This is a genomic window from Gracilimonas sp. (assembly GCF_031581265.1).
GTDB lineage: Bacteria > Bacteroidota > Rhodothermia > Balneolales > Balneolaceae > Gracilimonas.
The window spans coordinates 104,109-124,606 of sequence record NZ_JAVLBQ010000002.1 but is presented as its reverse complement, the minus strand read 5'-3'; the positions used below and the strand labels follow the sequence as shown (position 1 = coordinate 124,606).

The following is a 20,498-nucleotide window of genomic DNA, read 5'->3' as shown; positions in this document are numbered from 1 at the left end:
TCAAATTAGTAACGCGAATTCCTGTGTTTCTTAATGATAGGCTTCAAAATATCATCCAACCCATTGGTTTTAATTTCGAACATAGTAGCCAGGTATTGTCCCAATTGTCCATTTGGCCAGCCCTGTCTCGAAAACCACTCCAAATAATGAACCGGTAGGTTAGTGATATACCGATCTTTGTATTGACCAAAGGGCATTTTGGCTTGTACAAGTTTTATGAGAAAGTTTGGATCATGCATAAACGTACATCAGATCGCTGATCCGATAGGTTTTTAATGGTTTGGGTAGGTCAAATTATAGGTATTCTTTGTTTTTCAAAACCCATCTTAATTAGAGTTAGTATGGTACAAGAAACTTGCATCACAAAATGAAAAATAGTAATTAATGCGCAGTTTATTGGAAACCATCAATATTAAAATGGAATAAATTCATGCAAGCAAGTTGGATCGCAGCACTTTCGCTTTTCTTATTCTTTATCGGGTATAGATACTATTCCAAATTTCTTGCTGAAAAGATATACCGGCTTAACCCGGATTACATGACGCCGGCCCATGAATTTAAAGATGACGTAGACTATGTTCCTGCCAATAAATTTGTACTGCTTGGGCATCATTTTACTTCTATAGCGGGAGCCGCTCCCATCGTAGGTCCGGCAATAGCAGTATACTGGGGTTGGCTTCCGGCAATGCTTTGGGTGGTCTTAGGAACCATATTTGCTGCCGGGGTTCATGATTTTGGAACCATGGTGTTATCGGTTCGGCATAAAGGACAATCGGTAGGAACTTTGGCCAATCAGTTAGTAGGCCATCGTGCAAAACTGCTTTTTCTTTTTATCATTTTGATCCTGGTTTTAATGGTCAATGCGGTTTTTGCATGGGTGATATCAAATCTTTTTATCAACTTCCCGGCTACGGTGCTTTCCATTTTTATTCAAATTCCACTGGCTATTTGGATAGGTATCAGAGCCTATCGAAAGTCAGGAAATATGGTAGTTCCGTCTGTTATTGTTTTATTCCTGATGTATTTCACCGCCATAATTGCCAGTTATGTTCCGGTACTTCAAATTGATTTGGTACAGTATTTTGGAGGAGCGGAAAATATTCTTCTGTTTGGATTATCGGGAATTGAAATGGCCTTCTTTGTGTGGATCGCTGTTTTAATGATCTATGTGTATTTCGCATCCACACTTCCCGTTTGGAAATTGCTTCAACCTCGGGATTTAATTAACGCTTACCAGTTGGTGTTGGGGTTGGGAATTTTATACCTGGGATTATTCATCAGTAGCCCGGAAATCACGGCTCCAACAACAAATACTGAGGCTACCGATGTAAGTTGGTTTCCACTTCTCTTTATAACTATTGCTTGTGGGGCTATATCAGGTTTTCATGGATTGGTTTCTTCGGGTACCACCGCCAAACAGCTGGATAAAGAAACGGATGCCCGTTTTGTAGGATATTTAGGAGCGATTGGAGAAGGATCTTTGGCACTGATAACTATAGTTGCGGTGGTCACCTATTTCAATTCCTCCGGTGAATTTATGGATGTTTATCATTCCTTTTCTGAGGCCGGCTCGGTTGGGTTGAATATTTTTGTGGAAGGAGCCGCTCAGCTTGCCACAGCTTTACTCATTCCGCTTGAAGCTGCTAAAACTATCATTGCAGTTATTGTGATTAGCTTTGCAGCAACAACGTTGGATACTTCGGTTCGCTTAATGCGCTATATCCTTAATGAACTTGGGGAAGAATATAAGATCAAACCCCTGACAAAAGTCCATACTTCTACATTGATTGCAGTGGGAGCAAGTGCGGCGCTGGTGTTACTACCGGAAGGCCCGCGAGGACTGGGTTCGGGAGGCTATTTGTTATGGCCATTGTTTGGAACCTCCAATCAGTTATTAGCGGGAATAAGTTTGTTGTTGGTTACTATTTGGCTGAAGCGACAGGGGCGTTCTATTGTCTACACGTTAATTCCAATGGTGTTTTTAATGATCATGACCCTTTGGGCTATGGTGGAACAAGTGATATTCGACTGGTCGGGATGGGGAACCAATGATTCTAATATGCTGCTATTTATCTTTGGGGCTATCATTCTTGGTTTTACCATTTGGATTATTTTAGAAGCGGTATTCTTAGTCAAAAAAGAAAAGCATCAATCTGACTTGTAATACTCGATGAATTTCTGCTCGTCTTCAGATTGTCCGATCAAAATGATCTCACTGTTATCCGGAATTGGTTTGTTGGGCTCCGGGTTGATATCCTGTTCTCCTTCCACTTGGTAAGCAATCACATTACAACCGGTTTTGTTTCGGATATCAGCTTGAATAAGTGATTTACCAATGAGCTTTTCGGGAGTATCGAGACTAAATACATTGAGGCCCTGGGCAATCATTACAATATCATTTTCCTCAAAAATATTGAAGATGGCATTAGCACCCATAGAAGCATAACTCATTACAAAATCGGCCCCGGCTCGGTGAAGGGTATTTACATTTCGCTCTAAAGTCGATCGGGCAACAATATGAATATTAGGTCTTAAACTGCGGCAGTAAATGGTGAGATAAATGTTTACATCATCCTGGTTTGTAGTGATGATGACGTTAGGAGCGTTATCAATCCCGGCTTTTTTGAGGGTTTCGAGGTCAGCTGCATCACCTAAAATATAGTTTTCGTCATCTTTTATTCTATCTGGATTCTTGTCTATAATTTTGAATGGAATGTTTCTTTTTTCTAAATGAAGGGCGGTAGCTCTGCCGACTCTACCAGCACCAATAATAATATTTGGTTGGTCACTTGTACCGTAGATACCTATTAGTTCATCATACTTTCTCAACTGTTCCACTGTGCCGGCAAGTACCAAAACACTGTGATTATGAATTTCAACTTCAGGATGGGCACTTTCGAAATTTCCTCGTTCCCAAACTCCAACTCCATTAATTCCAAGATCTTCACGGATGCGACTTTCCTGAAGGGTTTTACCCACCAATGGGGTAGCATAAGTAGTTGCCTCAGCTATCACTAATTCTCCAAATCTGCCTACAGTATGAATTCGGGCATCTTGTCCCAATGTTCTTCGGGCTAATGCTCTTCCCAGGATATTTCCCATATGCAATACATGATTGCTGCCCGCTAATTTTAAAAGGTCAATCGAATCATAAGAATTAGCTGTTGAAATTATTTTAACTTCATTGGATAGCTCCCGAATAGTGTGCGCCACATTAGAATTGGACATATCAGTACCACCGGTAACAACAAGTGCCGCTTGTTCAATGTCCATTTTTCTATAAGTTTCAGGATCATCCGGTTCCCCAAGCATCACCCGATATCCCTGATCATATAGTTCAAGAGCTTGCTCCAGTTCATTAACTAACAATACATATTCGTGGCCATACTGATCAAGTTTTTGAATGAGTGCTTTGGAAACAGCGTCAAAGCTGGTGATGATGATATGATCTTTAGTGTCTTTTGGGAGTTCTCTGGGAGCACGCGCACGATGTTGGGCTTCCATCCATGGGGCATAGAAAAATTCGATAAAAGTGAACGGAAGCATAATCAGCAGGGAAAGCACACCTGAAATCAACACAAATACAGAAAAAATGCGCCCCAGGTCAGAAGTAAAAGTGATATCCCCAAATCCAAGGGTGGTCATAGTGGTGAGGGTCCAGTAGAATCCGGTGATCCAGGAATGTTTTTGCCCTTCAAATTCCATGATCTCATGAAAAAGGATTCCATAAACGACAATCATAGCAAAAAGAATAAACACAAAACGAATAAGGCGCTTTATGTTAATCTTGGTATTCCGGTTGGAAATAAAATAGCTAATCTGTGAGGTGAAAAATTTCATAGGGAGACTGTTAAATGTGGAACGGTCATTTTTGATGAATTATAAATACAAATCAGATAGATCTTATCGCTTTACGATCAATTGGTTTCCAATAGTTTATCTAATGACTTTTGTCTACCCATGATGATAATTCTGTCGGTCTTTCGTATCATTGTTAAGGGATCAATAACGCCCAAAACTTCATAATAGTAATCATCTTCCGACTGGTATAAGCTATTAGAATCGTCTCTTTTCCTTTGTCTTTTAATAGTAATGATACTCATATCATAACGCTCTCTTATTTTCAGCTCTTTTATAGAATACCCGACCATTCCCTTAGGAGCATCAATTTCAAATATGCCTATATCTCCACTTAATTTGAAAAAGTCACTTATTGAAGTACTTACCAGGGATGTCGCCATGCGTTTACCTTCGTCTTTTTCCGGATGAACCACTTCCTTAATGCCAATCTTATTAAGAATAGTTTCCTGAGTCTCGTTTGAAGCTCGTGAAATAATACGGCTTACTCCTTCTTTTAGCAGTTCCATGCTTATCAAAACAACGGGCTCAAAAGCCTCACCAATGGCTACAATAACCACATCTGCTTCGCAAACACCATGCTCTTTAAGCAGAACTGGATCAGTTGCATCAAACTGTACGGCATGAGAAACATATTTTTTTATTTCTTCAACCCGGTCGTAATCATTATCTACAGCTAAGATGTAAGCTCCTTCTTCTGCTAACGATTTGGCCAAAGAAAATCCGTATTCCCCAAGCCCTATTACACAAAATTGATCTTTCGTTGTTGCCATAATAATTCCTGTTAAGCTACAATTACACTTTCAGATGGATATTGATATTTACTGGCCGTCCTGCGTTTAGCAAATGCCAGTGCAAGGGTTACGATTCCTACCCGGCCAATAAACATAGAAACAATAATAATGGATTTCCCGGCATCGGTAAGTTCTCCTGTTATTCCTCGGGAAAGGCCAACGGTTGCAAATGCTGAGAACTGTTCAAATAAGATATCTATAAAAGGTTGATCTTCAGTTATCGTTAATAGAAAAGTAAAAAAGAATAAGCAAACGGCGGCAAGTACAAATACCGTCATCGCAGTAAACACAGTGTCTTTTGATATTTTCTTTTTTGCAAATTCGACATCTTTTTTCCCGATAATGGTGCTCCAAACCGATAGTAACAATACAGATACCGTTGTGGTTTTCAAACCGCCAGCCGTTGAAGCCGGTGATGCACCTATGATCATTAAGGTCAGAAAAACAAGAGTGGTACTAACTCCAAGGCTACCGATGTCAAGAGTATTAAAGCCAGCCGTACGTGTTGTAATGCTCTGAAATAGTGAGAGCATTATTTTATCCGAAGTTTGATATCCGGCGAGTACGCCATTCCACTCTAACACCAAAACTGCTAAGGTTCCAACGGTAATTAAAAATCCGGTAGCATATAGAACCAATTTAGTATGAATAGAAAACTGCCAGTTTCTAAGCCGGTGATGCGGATTGCCTTTTAAGAGTTCCCAGAGAGTTGTAAAACCAAGTCCACCCGTTACAATTAAAATCATGGTGGTGATATTAATTCCATAATTTAAGGCATTTACTTGGTCGGCCAGACTATTTGTAAACACAGAAAATCCGGCATTACAGAAAGCGGAAACGGCATGAAATATCGAGAAAAACAGTCTTTTTGAATTATCATCAAACAAGTCGGGCCAGCTTAAATAATATCCAAGTGCTCCAACGGCTTCAATCAAAAGGGTAATTACCACAATCCGTCTTATAGTTTGGAAAGTTTCACTGGTTCGGGTTTCACCAATAGAGCCTTTTAATAAATTCATTTGGCCAACCCCTAAGCCTGAACTGACAAACAGAGCAAATAAAGTAGCAATGGTGAGAAGACCCAAACCACCAATTTGTATTAAAATTAATACAACGATTTGACCATACAGTGTTAAATGCGTGGCGGTATCCACAACAATTAGGCCGGTCACACATACCGCACTGGTAGAGGTAAACAATGCATCTATGAAATTTAAACCCAAGCCGTCAACGGTGGCACTTGGTGTCATCAATAGAATCGTGCCAAAGGCAATGACTGATAGAAAGCTGCCGGCCACCACTTGTGTTGGTTTTCTTTTCAAAGAAAGAATAATGGGTGCTGCGCGAATACCCCGTTCAATGATGAGAAGGATGAGGTAAATCTTGGTGGCTAAAATGAGAACAGGCCATATATTATTTACACCAAAAAGGGATTCCACATAAATAACAAAACTCTCTCCGCCTATTAAATAACTTAAACCAATAAGCAGCAGAGATATAATAAGTAATGCCTCAAAAAACCTATTTCGGATAAGTTGAATTCTTTTGGAAGTCAGCAGAACCCGCAAGAAGAAGGATAGAACAAATCCCGAAATGATGATTAGCTCGAGATAGTTATTCCAGGTTTTGTAAGGTTCTTCCAGCTGAAAACCTTCAGCGGCAATCAGGCTAGCAATAGCTAAAAGCACCAAAAGAAAGTTGAACCCATGAATGTAGGGCTCTACAACTTTATTCAGGTCATATAATTCAACTTCAACACTCTGGAATCGATTACGAAAATCCTTTCGGAAGTTTTTCAGCCAGACTAAAAAGGTGAAATACGCCCGTTTCCATTGTTCTGGTAATTTCATCTGACGAATATATCAAGAATTATGGTCCATTTTAATCAAATAATTTAAGCACATATAAAATTCATTAATAAAAAGTATATTTAAACGAATCAAAGAATAGAGAGTAATGAAATTCTTAGGATCATATCGAGGAGCAGCACTTTTTAAAGATATTGAAGACCTTAATGCACCGGAAGAAGAGGTTTTCACAAAAAAGGTTATATCTGAGGGAGTCCACCCGGAAATAAGCAATTTAAAGGTGGAGTTATCTGCTGTTGGAGATAGCTGGAAAGAGGCCAAAAAGAAAGTTATTCAGAAAATTGATAAATACCTTGATGAGCATAACTTACAAGAATTTGATTTCGATAAACTGGATTTGAAGGAATGAGCCAATGGATTTTGGAAATAATCCATTTAATGAGATCCTCTAATAATAACCTTATTTGACACTGAGAGTGCCTTTTAAGCTATTCTTTTCGTTTTGAAAACATTATAACTTTATTCTGACTCAAGAGAAATTAACAGCTTACCTAAATGCTATGAATGATTCTGAAGACCAATGGCTGGAGTGGATGGATCGGCTTGCCGACGATGATTATGTAATCGTAGATGATTTTATCAGTGAGGAGCTGTTTAGTTTAATCATGGAGTTCTTTCATCAAAAAGAAGTTTCAAATGAACTGAAGAAAGCAGGTATTGGAACCCAAAAAGATTTCCAGGTAAAAGCAGAAATTCGCGGTGATTTCATTTATTGGCTGGATAAAGACCGAGACACCGCACTATCACCTTTCTTTCAACTGATGGATGAACTGACTCAAAAACTGAAGCAATTTTGTTATTTGAGTTTGTCTGGTTCAGAATTTCATATAGCTAAATATCCCGTAGGATCTTATTACAACCGGCACTTGGATCAATTCAGTGAAAGCACTAACCGTCAGATAACCGTGCTTATTTATCTCAATAAAAATTGGCAGAAAGGTGATGGCGGAGAGTTAGTCATATATAAAGACGGTCAAGAAATCATGGTGGAACCTGTAGCCAAACGACTGCTTCTTTTTAAAAGCGCTGTAATAGAACATGAAGTGTTGACTACGAATATTCCCCGGTACAGTTTAACAGGTTGGCTGTTGCAGCAACCGTCCGGTATCGGGTATCTACTCAGTTGATCACAGATTTGTGGGATTTTCAGGTTCCAGAGATTTAATTTTCACAAAGTGAAAATTGATTCAACCTTTAAATCTAAAAATCCCACAAATCTGTGATCCCGTAACAATTTCTTAATGGCTACAAATTTTCTATTAATACAGTACATTAGTACCATTGTATATCCGCAAATCATCATATAAATCCTGGAACCGTGGCTAACAAAACAATACTTGTAGTAGATGACGAAAAAGATCTTTTAGATTTAATTGAATACAATCTTAAGAAAGAAGGCTTTGATGTTCTCAAAGCAGAGAATGGAAAAGAAGGAATTCAAATAGCTAAGGAACATAATCCGGATTTGGTGTTAATGGATATAATGATGCCAAAAATGGATGGAATGGAAGCTGTTGAAAAGATGCGCTCTGATGATCAGCTAAAATCAATTCCCATTATTTTCTTGACGGCACGAAGTGATGAGAAAACGGAGGTTGAAGGGTTGAACAAAGGCGGAGATGACTACATTACCAAACCGATTAGCACGACCAAACTAATTTCCAGGATTAAAGCTGTAATGCGCCGTTTTGATGAGACCGAAGAAGAAGTGAATCGTTTGGACGTTCATGACCTTTCAATTGATAAAGACCGTTACATTGTAAAACGGGGAGAAGAAGAATTTCAACTTCCCCGAAAAGAATTCGAGTTGTTGTATTATTTAGCAAGTCGTAAGGGTAAAGTGAGAGATCGGCAAACACTGCTGAATAAAGTTTGGGGCGACAATATTTATGTGGTAGATCGTACGGTAGATGTACACGTTCGAAAGATTAGAGAGAAATTAGGCAACCACTACATTGAAACTGTGAAGGGAGTTGGTTATCGTTTTAAAGAATGAGTAAAAAGAACAGAAAAAAGAAAAAGGGTTTATATAGATTTGGCCTCCGCATAGGTTTTATAACATCAGCAATAAGTGCTGTTGTACTATTCTTGGTAATGATGTTTGGGTACAATTTTACCCCCAAAGAAGCCGGCATCCTGAGCTTAATGTTGGCAGGCGTTGTTTTTCTTACCGTCTATGCTGTTACTTATTATAATTCATACAAAAGGCTAAAAACCATTGAGAAACTTTTTAAAAATATAGCTCGCAAAAGGTTCATGGAGTATGAAGATGTAACAACAGATCACCATGATGAGGTTGATTACCTGGTTAAGCAAGGGATAAAGTCGAGCCGCACAGTGGAGCGTGAAATACAGCGGTTAAACAGAATCGAGAACTACCGAAAAGAGTTTATTGGGGATATTTCTCATGAACTGAAAACACCCATCTTTGCTATCCAGGGGTTTATTGAAACATTGCTGAATGGAGCCCTTGAAGATGAGGAAGTAAATCGTGATTTCCTGAAGAAAGCCATGCGCAACGTAAATCGGCTTATTTATTTGACAAAGGATTTGATGGAAATTTCAAAGCTTGAAACCGGGGAACTGAAATCAGAAATTGAAGAGATTTACTTGTACGAAGTTCTGAATGATATCATTGAAAGTTTGAACTATAAGGCAGAAAAAGAAAATATAGAGCTTGTTATAAACGACTTTGATAAAAACATTCAAGTAAAAGCTGATAAAAATCAAGTAAAACAAGTACTTATTAACTTGATTGAAAATGGTATTAAATACAATGTGCCGGGCGGAAAAGTTGAGGTAACTGTATTTACCAAACCAAAACAGCCGGAACGTATTTTCATTTCTGTAAAAGATACCGGCATTGGAATTGACGAAAAAGATATCCCCAGAGTAACGGAACGCTTTTTTAGAGTGGATAAATCACGATCGAGAGAACGAGGCGGTACCGGGTTAGGCTTAGCTATTGTAAAACACATCATGGAAGCACATGGGGAAAAATTCAGTATAGACAGTGAACCGAACAAAGGCTCTACATTTACGATTAGTTTAAGAAGAGCAGAAAGTGTTCAGGTTTAGGAATATTAGTTGTACTTTTCTGAAAAGTTCATAAAACAATTTCTTTTATGGTTTATGCAGTAATTATGGCCGGGGGGGCGGGTACCCGATTTTGGCCACGGAGTACTAGAAAACTTCCCAAACAATTTCTCTCACTATTCGGTGAAGGTACAATGATTCAAAATACGGCCAGCAGGATAGAGGCATTAATTCCTCAGGATAGAATTCTTGTAGTCACAAACGATAGTTACACAAATCTTGTAAAAGAACAACTTCCCGGCGTTCCCGATGAAAATATAGTTGGAGAACCGGTTGCCAAAAATACGGCACCATGTGTGGCTATAGCTGCTGAGATGCTTTATAAAAAAGACCCGAATGCCACTATGGTTGTATTGCCCGCAGATCACCATATTGAAAATCCGGGTGCATTTCTCCAATACCTTAAGGCGGCCATTCAAAAGGCTGAATCCGGTGAATTTCTGGTGACAGTTGGTATTGAACCTGACAGTCCCGAAACCGGCTATGGATATATTCACGGGGATAATTCAACCAAAGAAACGTACAATGATAAATCCGTGTATCCGGTTCAAGCTTTTAAAGAAAAGCCGGATTTGGAAACTGCTCAACAATTTTTGGAAACAGGAGATTATTACTGGAATAGCGGGATGTTTATATGGAGAGCGAAAAGTGTTCTATCCGCTTTTGAAAATTATTTACCGGAAATGTATAAGTTGGTTAAGGAGTGTGGCGAGGGGTTGTACGGAGATAATCATCAGGAATGCATCAATACATTCTACCGAGCTTGTGAATCGGTTTCGATTGACTATGGAATTATGGAAGATGCTAAAAACGTGTTTGTTGTGCCCGGCGAGTTTGGGTGGAATGATGTTGGAAGCTGGACAGCCGCTTATGAATTGGGAAATAAGGATGAGGAAGGAAATGTGATCCGTTCAAATGAAATTTCTATTACTGATTCCAAGTATAATTTTGTGTTTAGTGAAAGTGGAAAAATGATTTCTCTGGTTGGCGTTGACGGTCTTGCAATTGTTGAAACTGAGGATGCAATCTTGATTTGCAAACTGGATAAGGCTCAAAAAGTAAAAAATATCGTTGGACAGCTGCAATCAAAGGAAGAACTGAAGAAATTTCTCTAATTAAATATGGATAACCATCTGATCGTAAGCGAGATTGATATGATTAGGTAGCCTACGATTAGATGGTTCGTGGTCCACATAACCATTCATGTGAATAAGAAAAGCTTTTGGTATACCCAGTTCGTTTATCACATCTACAGCCTCAGGAATTGTTTGATGGGTTGGATGATCCGGTTCCCAGCGTAAAGCCCCTAACGCTATGACTTTGGATCCTTTGATCAGCTCTTTTGTATAATCAGGAATTGATTTTACGTCAGTGAGGTATGAAAAGTCGTTCACCCGAAAGCCCAGAATATCCAAGTCTCCATGCTTTATAGGAAGGGGTACAATCTTATTTTCACCAATGTAGAACTTGTTGGGAGCTTCCATTAAGTCTAAAGAAGTGGAACCGGGATATTTATCTTCCCCAAACATGTAATTAAATCGAGTTTTTATAGCTTTAATACATCTTTTTGAAGCATGAACCGGGATAGGGGCCTCATTGATATATGAATAGACTCTAAGATCATCCAGGCCTGCTACATGATCCATATGTTCGTGGGTAACTAACAGGTTATCAAGATGCTGAATACGGGCTTTGATACTTTGTATTCTGAATTCAGGACCTGCATCAATTAAAATGGACTTTCCTTTAGATTGAATCCAGACGGAACACCTGGTGCGCTCATTACGTGGGTCATGGGCTATTTTTTCTCTTTGAAAGCCACCGGCTACCGGTACACCCATTGAAGTTCCGGTGCCTAAAAAAGTTATTTTCATTCTAACTCAAAATCTTCTGCGGGACCTTCAGGCACCACTTGCAGCTGATCCCATAAGTCTTCTAATTTTCTTCGCACAGCCGGTTTTATGTACACGCCGGCTAAATCAATTTCTCCTAAAACACGCCCCATTGTACCCAATTGAGATTCAATAGGTTTGTTCTTGTTTACAACAACTAACTTTTGTCCTTCTATAATACATTCATCGCCCCTGAAGGAACCTCGTTCTTTACGCAGCGTATAACCTGCTTGTTCTAATATTTGCTCTAATTCCAATAAAAATTTATCAGGCTTCAAAATGATATCCCAAGAGTGAATGTATGTCCGCTAAAATCGTAATCAAATTCCTCTCCGTCAATGTCGTAACTATCAAAGTTATAATCATATCCCAAGCTTAAGTTTTTCCCAAAAATAACATTGTAAATATTTAAGCGAGTTTTGCCGGTCATAGAAATAACATTTCCCCCAAAAAAGCCCCCACTGGAGGTGCTGAATCCTATACCGGGGGTTAACTGTGCAGAAAATCCAAAATTTTCCGGAGCTTGTGCTCTTACTATTACTCCTGCACCTACACCGACATTGGTTTGAGAGAAACCATCCCTTACATTTTGAGAACTGACGTTAGTTAATTTTGTAGCAAGTTTTATTGGGATGCCGGCCGCAAAATTTCTTTTTCTTATGAAGTAAAAAGGGTTTTCAAAATTCAGATATAAACCGGTATAACTTCTGTCATTCAGCCCGGTCAATTTGTTTCCAAAGGATGCTCCTATAGTCAATCCATTTGCTTCGTATGCAAAATGGGCAACTTCTCCGGAAAAGGATAAAGGTACTCTCTGTATTAATGCGTTAGGATTGCCCTGGTATTGAAAATCCACAAAAGTAACACCCAACCTAATGTATGGGGCAATGGGGGAAGAATTTGTAGGACCATTTCCCCCAACAGAAAACATTTGTGAAAACCCTGTTGTAGGAATACTTAAAAGAATCAGTAATAATACTATCTTAGGAAAGCTTTTGCTCATGGGAATTATTTTTGTTTGCAAAACAGTTTAAATACTAACGAATTAATAAAATTTTATTTCAATGAAAACACTAATAACTCTTCTCATAATGATAACCGGTCTAAGTATGTCGAATAACGGTGACAATTCCTTTTATGATTTCAACATGAAAGATATAGATGGCAATGAAATTCCTTTAGCTGAATATAAAGGAAAGGTTGTTATGGTAGTTAATGTGGCCTCCAAATGTGGATATACTCCTCAGTATGAAGGACTTCAAAGTATCTATGAACAATATAATGATGATGACTTTGTAATTTTAGGATTTCCTGCTAATAATTTTAAAGGTCAGGAACCGGGAACAAATGAAGAAATAAAAGAGTTTTGTACACTTGAGTATGGTGTTGAATTTCCGATGTTCTCAAAGGTATCTGTGAAAGGTGAGGATCAATCAGAATTATTTACCTATTTGACAAGTCAGCCTAACCCTGATTTTGAAGGGGAGATTAAATGGAACTTTGAAAAATTTCTTATTGATAAAGAAGGCAACTTGGTAAGACGCTTCAGAAGTAATGTTGAACCAGAGAGTGACGAAATAGTTAAGTCTATTGAAGAACTAATAGCTGATTAAAACACTTTTTGTTTACCATCCCGATAAGAGGGTCGCGATTGATTTCGCGGCCCTTATTTTTTATCAAGTAATTTAAGAATCGGCTTGACTTCGAAGTACGATGCTCCGTATATTTGATGCTCTCATAAAAAAGGTCCGGTAGTTCAGTTGGTTAGAACGCCTGCCTGTCACGCAGGAGGTCGAGGGTTCGAGTCCCTTCCGGATCGCAATACAAAGCTTCCAATTTTTGGAAGCTTTTTTTGTTTGTACCCGACTCTGTTTATGGTAGCTTCCTGATAATTAATTTGTAGAGTGTGAGATGTTAGAGCAAGGGTCCATCTTTTATTATCTTAAATATACCAAAAGAGAAGTTTAATAATTATAAAATATATAAAAACAATAACTAATGTCTTCTTATAATCCGAAATACGATGTTATTGTAGTTGGTGGTGGCCACGCAGGTAGTGAGGCCGCCGGTGCAGCAGCTGAAATGGGCGCCAAAACCTTGCTCATTACTATGAATCTTGAAGCTATTGCGAAGATGTCTTGTAATCCGGCAATGGGTGGAGTGGCAAAGGGACAATTGGTTAGAGAGATTGATGCTCTTGGCGGACTATCCGGTATTGTAAGTGATCAAACAGGTGTTCAATTTAGAATGCTGAATTTGAGTAAGGGACCGGCTATGTGGAGTCCTCGGTGTCAAAGTGATCGCATGTTGTATTCCCAAAAAATGAGAGAACAATTAGAGTCGAAAGAGAACCTCTATTTCAGGCAAGATAATGTTGTAGATTTAATTTCATCAGATGATGGTGAACAAATTGATGGCGTTGTTACCCAAACAGGCCAAAAATTTTATTCTAAAGCGGTAGTACTGACCACCGGTACTTTTGGAAATGGATTAATACATATCGGGGAGACACAATTTGGAGGTGGTCGATCTGGAGAAAGAGCTTCTATAGGAATTTCAGCAGCTTTAGAAAAATTAGGATTTGAGGTAGGTCGTTTAAAAACAGGAACTCCGCCACGTGTTGATGGTAGAACGGTTGATTATTCCAAACTTGAAGAACAATTGGGCGATGAAAACCCTTCCGGTTTTTCATTTACTTCAACTGATCTTCCTTCTATAGAAGAACAGCTGTCATGTTGGATTGGCTATACAAATGAAGAAGTGCATGAGGTGCTTAAGTCTGGTTTTGACAGGAGCCCTATGTTTAATGGCAGGATAAAATCAGTAGGGCCGCGCTACTGCCCAAGTATAGAGGATAAAATTAATCGCTTTGCAGACAAAAATCGTCATCAATTGTTCTTGGAGCCTGAGGGATGGAATACTTACGAAATGTATTTAAATGGTTTTTCTACTTCATTACCGGAAGATGTTCAATATAAAGCCCTCCGTACAATACCTGGATTTGAAGAAGTTATAATGATACGTCCAGGCTATGCTATTGAATACGATTATTTTCCTCCGCACCAAATAAAGCGTTCAATGGAAACAAAGATCGTGGATGGATTATTCTTTGCGGGACAGATAAATGGTACTACGGGTTACGAAGAAGCTGCATGCCAGGGCCTGATGGCCGGTATAAATGCATCAAAATTTGTATCAGGTGATGACCCTTTAATTTTACAAAGGTCAGAGGCTTATATAGGGGTGTTGATTGATGATTTAATCAATAAGGGGACAGAAGAGCCATACCGAATGTTTACCTCCAGGGCTGAGCACAGGATATTACTCCGCCAGGATAACGCAGACTTAAGGCTTACTGAACTTGGACACAAAATAGGTCTGGCATCAGAAGAGCAGTTACAAAAGATGATGAATAAGAAAAAAACCGTTGCCGAATTGGATGATCTTATTAAAGATTATACCGTAAGACCGGAGCAAATGGATCCTATGCTGGAGGCCAAAGATAGTTCTACAATGAGTCAGCCCATGAAGGCAGAGAAGATTTTGCTCCGTCCGGAAGTTTCCCTGCAAGATATGATGGACCATGACGAGGAATTTGCCAATGAAATAAAGAAAATCACTTCAGACCAAAAAGCTCTTGAGCAGGTAGAGATACAAATCAAGTATGCCGGGTATATTCAAAAAGAGTTTGAGATGGTGAAAGAAATGGAGAAAAAAGAGAATATGGCTATCCCGGAAAAAATTGAATACACCAATATCAAGAGCCTGTCAACAGAAGGGACACAAAAACTAAGCAAAATTCGCCCCGAAACAATAGGTCAGGCCAGCAGAATAAGTGGAGTCTCCGCCAGCGACCTTTCTGTTTTGATGGTTTATCTAAAAAATTAGAGGTGTTTCACGTGGAACACCGGATTTTAAACTCAAGCTTTTCCAAAACTGAACACACAAAAGCGCTTTACTCAGAACAAGAGGAGGTGCTTTTAAAATATATTGATCAGCTGCTCTGGTGGAATAAGAGAGTGAATTTAGTGAGCCGGGATGTTTCACGTGAAACGGTGAGGCATCACGTAGAGCATTCTTTGGTAATTTCTCAGTCGAATCTTTTTCAGAATTCAACTAAAATAATAGATGCAGGAGCGGGCGGAGGACTTCCCGGGATACCCTTAGGGATTGTTTACCCTCAAAAAGAAATATTACTAAATGATATAGTAACAAAAAAAATGCTGGCCTGTAAGCAAATGATTCTAAAATTAGGTGTCAGTAATGTATCAACATTATCGGGTTCAGTTGAAGAGGCGGATATTTCTAAAGAGCACCTGATTATAAGTAAGCACGCTTTTAAGGTAAACGATTTGGTAGCGTTATTGGATGGAAAAAATTGGCAACATATAGTGCTGCTAAAAGGAGAAAAAAAGGTATTGCGAGAGCTGCAGGGCATTGATGTACCTTTAAATATTCATGTTTTCTCTCTTGAAGCATTCGGGAATTCATTTTATGATGGCAAGGCATTAGTTGAAATAACGAGGATTTAACCTATGAATAGTTCAGAGCGAAGGCTAAAATTAATGCTGCTCCTTCAGCAGCCGGGAAAGAAGAAAACAGTTAAAGAATTAGCAGATCGATTTGGAGTGAGTAGACGCACTATATTTAGAGATTTCAATGCTTTAGAGGAAATAAATGTACCTGTAACCTGGGATCGATATTCGGGTTATGGGTTAATTGATGGGTTTAAAGTTCCCCCGTTGATGTTTACCTCCAAGGAGCTTGCTACTATAATGGTTGGGTTGAATTTTGTAAAATCTCAGGTTGATGAGGGCTTGGTTGAAGACGCAAAAGGAGTAGAGCTGAAAATAAAAGAGGTACTTCCTGACGAACTAAAGGAATTCATGACATCATTAGAGGGCCGGACGATTGTTGATCCGTATTTGAAATTTGGTGGCAAGAAAAAGAAAGGAGGGAGTTGGTATTTAATTAGTAGTGCAATTGCGCAAGAGAAAAGACTTCAATTTAAGTACACAACAAAATCAGGTGATACCGATATCCGAAAAATAGACCCGTACATCTTGGTTTTTTATGAAGATCATTGGAATGTAATTGGGAAATCTCATCTCCGGGGAGAAATTAGAAATTTTATACTCGAAAGTATTGAAGACGTTAAAATCCTGGAAGAAAATTACACCCTTAAATCCGAATTGGACGTAGAGGGCTTAATATTTAGATCTGAGGGGAGTTCTTATTCAATAATAGTACAGGTCGAAAAATCTGAGATGGAGCGATTAGAGGGAAATTTACCGGCTAAAATTTTTAAGAAAGAGAGTGTTGGCGCTAAATTAATTAAGGTGGAGTTCGAATTCGATAATCTGGACTTTATAAATGAGTGGTTGCTTCAGTTTGGGAATAAAATAAAAATTGAGGCCCCAAAAGAATTAATTGAGAAAAGGAAAGAATTACTTAAGAGCATGTTGGTGAATTAGTATAGCTCATTATTATCACTCAATAAAATTATGTGAAGTTAAGATATAATTCTTGAGGTAACAGATATCAATTTAAAGGCCAATTAATTAACTGTTTCCTCGCTGCTACTATTTTCAAAACGCTTACGCAATTTGACCGGTTTTTTAGCATCCCTTTTCTTGCGGATTCTCATGTTAACAATTTCAACAAATAGTGAGAAGAAAACTGCAAAATAGATATAACCTTTAGGGACGTGAAACTCGAAAGCTTCAATCATTAGCATAAAACCAATTAGTATTAGAAACGAGAGTGCTAATACTTCAAGCGTAGGGTGGTTTTTGATGAATTCACTAATAGTTTCTGCGAAAACTATCATTACTATGATAGATATTATTATTGCAATTACCATCAGAATAAGTTCATCTGTGAGGCCAATTGCAGTAAGAATACTATCGAAGGAAAAAATTAAATCAAGAGCAACTATTTGGAAAATAACCTGGCCAAAAGTTGCAAGCTTCTTGTCGCCTTTTTCATTATGCTGACCTTCCATCTTGTGATGAATTTCAACCGTACTTTTAAAAATCAGAAAGATACCGCCTGCAAATAGGATTAGGTCCCGTATGCTAAATTCAAAATCAAATACGGAGAATAGGGGCTCAGTAAATCCAATTATCCAGCTGATACTAAACAACATGGCTATACGGAATATCAAAGCTAAGACCAATCCGGTTATGCGAGCCTTTTGTTGATTTTCGGCAGGAAGCTTATTAGATACAATGGAGATAAATATGATATTATCTATACCAAGGACAATCTCTAAAAAGGTAAGCGTTAAGAGAGCAATCCAACTTTCTGGAGTGAGCAGAATTTCCATATGGGGTGTAATGAATTAATTAAAAAGGCTTCAGAATACAGTTACTATAAGTCATTATCAAAATCAATTATTACTTGAACACAGAATAAAATAAAAAAGGGCTTCTAAATTGAAGCCCTTTTTCTTAAATAATAAATCTAAAAGAAGTATAAATGATTAATCTTCATCTTCCTCGCTATCACCTTCTTCTTCATTGACTACACGGGTTACCGCGGCAATTTTTCCATCTGAATCGAGGCGCATAATACGAACACCCTGCGTATTTCTGCCCATAGTTCGAATGCCTCCACAATTCATTCTAATAACTTTACCTTGTTCGGTAATAATCATCAGGTCATCTTGGTCGGTTACCTCTTTGAGGCCAATTAGATCACCGGTTTTAGGTGTCACTTTGAGTGTGATGACTCCTTTACCGCCTCGTGATTGCTCCCGATAGTCTTCCACAAGAGAACGTTTACCGTATCCATTTTCAGACATGGCAAGAACCGTCGCTTCATGGGCGTTGCGGATAACTACCATGTCAACGATTTCATCATTTTTGCCAAGGGTCATGCCTTTAACACCGGATGTATTACGGCCCATATCACGAACCTCACTTTCGTGGAACCGAATAGCACGACCTCCTTTATTGGCTAAAATGATTTGGCTATCACCATCGGTAAGCTCGGCGGCAAGTAAACTGTCCCCTTCCTTAATATTAATGGCAATAATTCCATCTCTTCGCGGACGGCTATATGCTTCAAGCGTTGTTTTCTTAACCTGTCCGCCTTTAGTTGTCATAATTATGGAATGATTATTGATATAATCGTCTTCATCAAGGGTTTTGACAGGCACAAATGCTTTGATAGAATCGTCTTTCTCAATATCAATGAGATTAACAATGGCACGGCCACGGGCCAACCTTCCGCCTTCGGGTATTTCATAAACCTTCAGCCAGTAACACATTCCTTTTTCAGTAAAGAACAAAATATAGTTGTGTGTGGTAGCTACGAATAAATGTTCTACATATTCCTCATCTCGAGTGGTAGTACCCTTCATTCCTTTACCGCCTCGCCGCTGTCGCCTGTAGCCGCTAACAGGCATTCTCTTAATGAAGCCTTTGTTAGAAATTGTTACCACGACATCCTCATTGGCAATCATATCTTCTACATTGAAGTCTTCTGCCGAATGAACAATTTGTGTTCTTCTTTCATCACCATAACGTTTGCGTAAGTCAGCTAACTCTTCTTTAATAATAGCAGTTTGCATATCCCGATTGGAAAGGATTTCACGGTAGTCTGCAATTTTATCAATAATTTCACGATACTCGCCGTCAATTTTTTCACGTTCCAGTCCGGTGAGTTTTTGGAGACGCATGTCAAGAATAGCTTTCGCTTGGATATCGGTAAGAGCAAATTTCTTACGTAATGCAACATTAGCTTCTTGGGGACTGTCAGAGGCTCGGATGGTTTTTATGACCTCGTCCAGATTATCAAGGGCAATTTTAAGTCCCTCAAGAATATGAGCTCTTGCCTCAGCTTGATCCAGGTCATACATCGTGCGGCGAATAATAATTTCCACACGATGTTCAACATAGTGATAGATCAGTTCCTTTAGGTCCATTACTTTAGGACGACCTTTAACTAAGGCCAAGCTGATTACTCCGAAAGTTGTCTGCATCTGGGTGTACTTATATAGTTGATTAAGCACAACACCTGCATTAGCAGAACGCTTTAGTATAATAACAATCCGTATTCCTTCCCGGTCAGATTCATCTCTAACTTCCGAGATTTCCGTAATTTTTTCATCATTTACGAGCGTAGCAATTTTCTGGATAAGCGTGCTCTTGTTAACCTGATAAGGTATCTCAGTAATAACAATTTGCTCACGATTTCCACGAATTTCTTCTGTATTTGCCCGAGCACGAAGCGTTATTTTTCCACGGCCGGTTTCATAAGCTTCTTTAACTCCTTCATAGCCGTAAATTATACCGGCAGTTGGGAAATCAGGAGCCTTAATGTGTTCCATTAGCTCCTTGATCTCAATATCGGGATTATCGATATAGGCATTAACCCCATCAATAACCTCCGTTATATTGTGTGGTGCCATATTAGTGGCCATTCCCACAGCAATACCGGAAGCACCATTAATCAAAAGATTTGGTAACATACTTGGAAGAACTGTGGGCTCTTCCAACGTATCATCAAAGTTAAATTGATAATCAACGGTCTCTTTATTTATATCAGACAGCATTTCTTCTGAAAGCCGGTCCATACGAACCTCAGTGTAACGCATGGCTGCAGCACTGTCACCGTCAATTGACCCGAAGTTGCCCTGACCGTCAACAAGTGGATATCTCAGTGAGAAATCCTGAACCATCCGTACGATAGAATCATACACGGCACTATCACCGTGGGGGTGATATTTACCCAAAACCTCACCGACAATACGGGCACTTTTCTTATAATTTCTGTTGTGAAGCATCCCTAAATCATTCATCCCATATAAAATTCGGCGATGAACAGGTTTTAGGCCATCCCGAACATCGGGCAGGGCACGTGAAACAATAACCGACATCGAATAATCGATGTAGGATGATTGCATTTCGTCTTCAATAGTTATCGGTATTATTTTTTCTCTGGCCATAAATCAGCTATAAAAGTCAGTTAAAATCTTAATTAGG

Annotated in this window: 19 protein-coding genes and 1 tRNA gene; 11 read left to right on the top strand and 9 right to left on the bottom strand. The window is 38.9% G+C overall.

The genetic code is table 11. The annotated features are described in order from the left end of the window. Positions 1 to 5: 5 nt before the first annotated feature. The gene (locus tag RI561_RS01620; RefSeq protein WP_395078468.1) at positions 6 to 239 is read right to left on the bottom strand and encodes a DUF3820 family protein; all 234 of its coding nucleotides are present in this window, start codon (positions 237 to 239) and stop codon (positions 6 to 8) included. Between the two features lie 191 nt (positions 240 to 430). Here RI561_RS01620 and RI561_RS01615 point away from each other — a divergent pair, with 191 nt between their 5' ends. After that, a complete protein-coding gene (locus RI561_RS01615) occupies positions 431 to 2,164 on the top strand; it encodes a carbon starvation protein A (protein ID WP_395078467.1) in 1,734 nt (577 codons plus the stop codon). Here the strand turns inward: RI561_RS01615 and RI561_RS01610 are convergent. From RI561_RS01610 to RI561_RS01600, 3 genes are all read right to left on the bottom strand, one after another. Next, complete coding sequence (locus RI561_RS01610) at positions 2,149 to 3,840, bottom strand: potassium channel family protein (RefSeq protein WP_395078466.1); 1,692 nt, start codon at positions 3,838 to 3,840, stop codon at positions 2,149 to 2,151. The two genes, RI561_RS01615 and RI561_RS01610, sit on opposite strands and share 16 nt — an antisense overlap. Before the next feature lie 77 nt (positions 3,841 to 3,917). Next, positions 3,918 to 4,631 carry an NAD-binding protein gene (locus tag RI561_RS01605; RefSeq protein WP_395078465.1) on the bottom strand — a complete coding sequence of 238 codons (714 nt, stop codon included), beginning with the start codon at positions 4,629 to 4,631 and terminating at the stop codon, positions 3,918 to 3,920. Between the two features lie 11 nt (positions 4,632 to 4,642). After that, positions 4,643 to 6,502, bottom strand: coding sequence for a TrkH family potassium uptake protein (locus RI561_RS01600; RefSeq protein WP_395078464.1), 1,860 nt, complete (start codon positions 6,500 to 6,502; stop codon positions 4,643 to 4,645). A 106-nt stretch (positions 6,503 to 6,608) separates the two neighbouring features. On the opposite strand from RI561_RS01600, the gene RI561_RS01595 reads away from it, so the two are divergent. The 5 genes from RI561_RS01595 (at position 6,609) to RI561_RS01575 (ending at position 10,731) form a co-directional block, all read left to right on the top strand. Beyond that, complete coding sequence (locus tag RI561_RS01595; RefSeq protein ID WP_395078463.1) at positions 6,609 to 6,869, top strand: hypothetical protein; 261 nt, start codon at positions 6,609 to 6,611, stop codon at positions 6,867 to 6,869. Between the two features lie 151 nt (positions 6,870 to 7,020). Then, entirely contained in the window at positions 7,021 to 7,647 is a 627-nt protein-coding gene (locus RI561_RS01590) for a 2OG-Fe(II) oxygenase (RefSeq protein ID WP_395078462.1), read from the top strand. Between the two features lie 191 nt (positions 7,648 to 7,838). Beyond that, positions 7,839 to 8,516 carry a response regulator transcription factor gene (locus RI561_RS01585; protein WP_395078461.1) on the top strand — a complete coding sequence of 226 codons (678 nt, stop codon included), beginning with the start codon at positions 7,839 to 7,841 and terminating at the stop codon, positions 8,514 to 8,516. Beyond that, positions 8,513 to 9,598, top strand: a complete 1,086-nt coding sequence (locus RI561_RS01580) for a sensor histidine kinase (protein ID WP_395078460.1) — start codon at positions 8,513 to 8,515, stop codon at positions 9,596 to 9,598. The genes RI561_RS01585 and RI561_RS01580 overlap by 4 nt, the downstream gene beginning before the upstream one ends. A 47-nt stretch (positions 9,599 to 9,645) precedes the next feature. Next, positions 9,646 to 10,731 (top strand): mannose-1-phosphate guanylyltransferase, encoded by a 1,086-nt coding sequence (locus RI561_RS01575; protein WP_395078459.1) that lies wholly within the window; start codon positions 9,646 to 9,648, stop codon positions 10,729 to 10,731. On the opposite strand, the gene RI561_RS01570 is transcribed toward RI561_RS01575, so the two are convergent. Genes RI561_RS01570 through RI561_RS01560 form a run of 3 tightly spaced genes read right to left on the bottom strand, consistent with a single transcriptional unit; the run spans position 10,732 to position 12,511 of the window. Then, positions 10,732 to 11,490 (bottom strand): MBL fold metallo-hydrolase, encoded by a 759-nt coding sequence (locus RI561_RS01570; RefSeq protein ID WP_395078458.1) that lies wholly within the window; start codon positions 11,488 to 11,490, stop codon positions 10,732 to 10,734. Continuing rightward, the gene (locus RI561_RS01565) at positions 11,487 to 11,765 is read right to left on the bottom strand and encodes a hypothetical protein (protein WP_395078457.1); all 279 of its coding nucleotides are present in this window, start codon (positions 11,763 to 11,765) and stop codon (positions 11,487 to 11,489) included. Before RI561_RS01565 ends, RI561_RS01570 begins: the two co-directional genes overlap by 4 nt. 17 nt (positions 11,766 to 11,782) lie before the next feature. After that, the gene (locus tag RI561_RS01560; RefSeq protein WP_395078456.1) at positions 11,783 to 12,511 is read right to left on the bottom strand and encodes a hypothetical protein; all 729 of its coding nucleotides are present in this window, start codon (positions 12,509 to 12,511) and stop codon (positions 11,783 to 11,785) included. Between the two features lie 61 nt (positions 12,512 to 12,572). On the opposite strand from RI561_RS01560, the gene RI561_RS01555 reads away from it, so the two are divergent. The 5 genes from RI561_RS01555 (at position 12,573) to RI561_RS01535 (ending at position 16,982) form a co-directional block, all read left to right on the top strand. Continuing rightward, on the top strand, positions 12,573 to 13,121 hold the full coding sequence (locus RI561_RS01555; protein WP_395078455.1) for a glutathione peroxidase: 549 nt from the start codon (positions 12,573 to 12,575) through the stop codon (positions 13,119 to 13,121). Positions 13,122 to 13,253: 132 nt separating this feature from the next. Beyond that, a tRNA-Asp gene (locus RI561_RS01550) sits at positions 13,254 to 13,327 on the top strand. Positions 13,328 to 13,506: 179 nt separating this feature from the next. Then, entirely contained in the window at positions 13,507 to 15,396 is a 1,890-nt protein-coding gene (gene mnmG, locus RI561_RS01545; RefSeq protein ID WP_395078454.1) for a tRNA uridine-5-carboxymethylaminomethyl(34) synthesis enzyme MnmG, read from the top strand. Between the two features lie 86 nt (positions 15,397 to 15,482). Then, entirely contained in the window at positions 15,483 to 16,040 is a 558-nt protein-coding gene (locus RI561_RS01540) for an RsmG family class I SAM-dependent methyltransferase (RefSeq protein ID WP_395078453.1), read from the top strand. 3 nt (positions 16,041 to 16,043) lie between these two features. Further along, positions 16,044 to 16,982 carry a helix-turn-helix transcriptional regulator gene (locus RI561_RS01535; protein ID WP_395078452.1) on the top strand — a complete coding sequence of 313 codons (939 nt, stop codon included), beginning with the start codon at positions 16,044 to 16,046 and terminating at the stop codon, positions 16,980 to 16,982. A gap of 83 nt (positions 16,983 to 17,065) precedes the next feature. On the opposite strand, the gene RI561_RS01530 is transcribed toward RI561_RS01535, so the two are convergent. Further along, complete coding sequence (locus RI561_RS01530) at positions 17,066 to 17,836, bottom strand: TerC family protein (RefSeq protein ID WP_395078451.1); 771 nt, start codon at positions 17,834 to 17,836, stop codon at positions 17,066 to 17,068. A 156-nt stretch (positions 17,837 to 17,992) separates the two neighbouring features. Further along, positions 17,993 to 20,461 carry a DNA gyrase subunit A gene (gene gyrA / locus RI561_RS01525; protein ID WP_395078450.1) on the bottom strand — a complete coding sequence of 823 codons (2,469 nt, stop codon included), beginning with the start codon at positions 20,459 to 20,461 and terminating at the stop codon, positions 17,993 to 17,995. Positions 20,462 to 20,498: the final 37 nt, after the last annotated feature.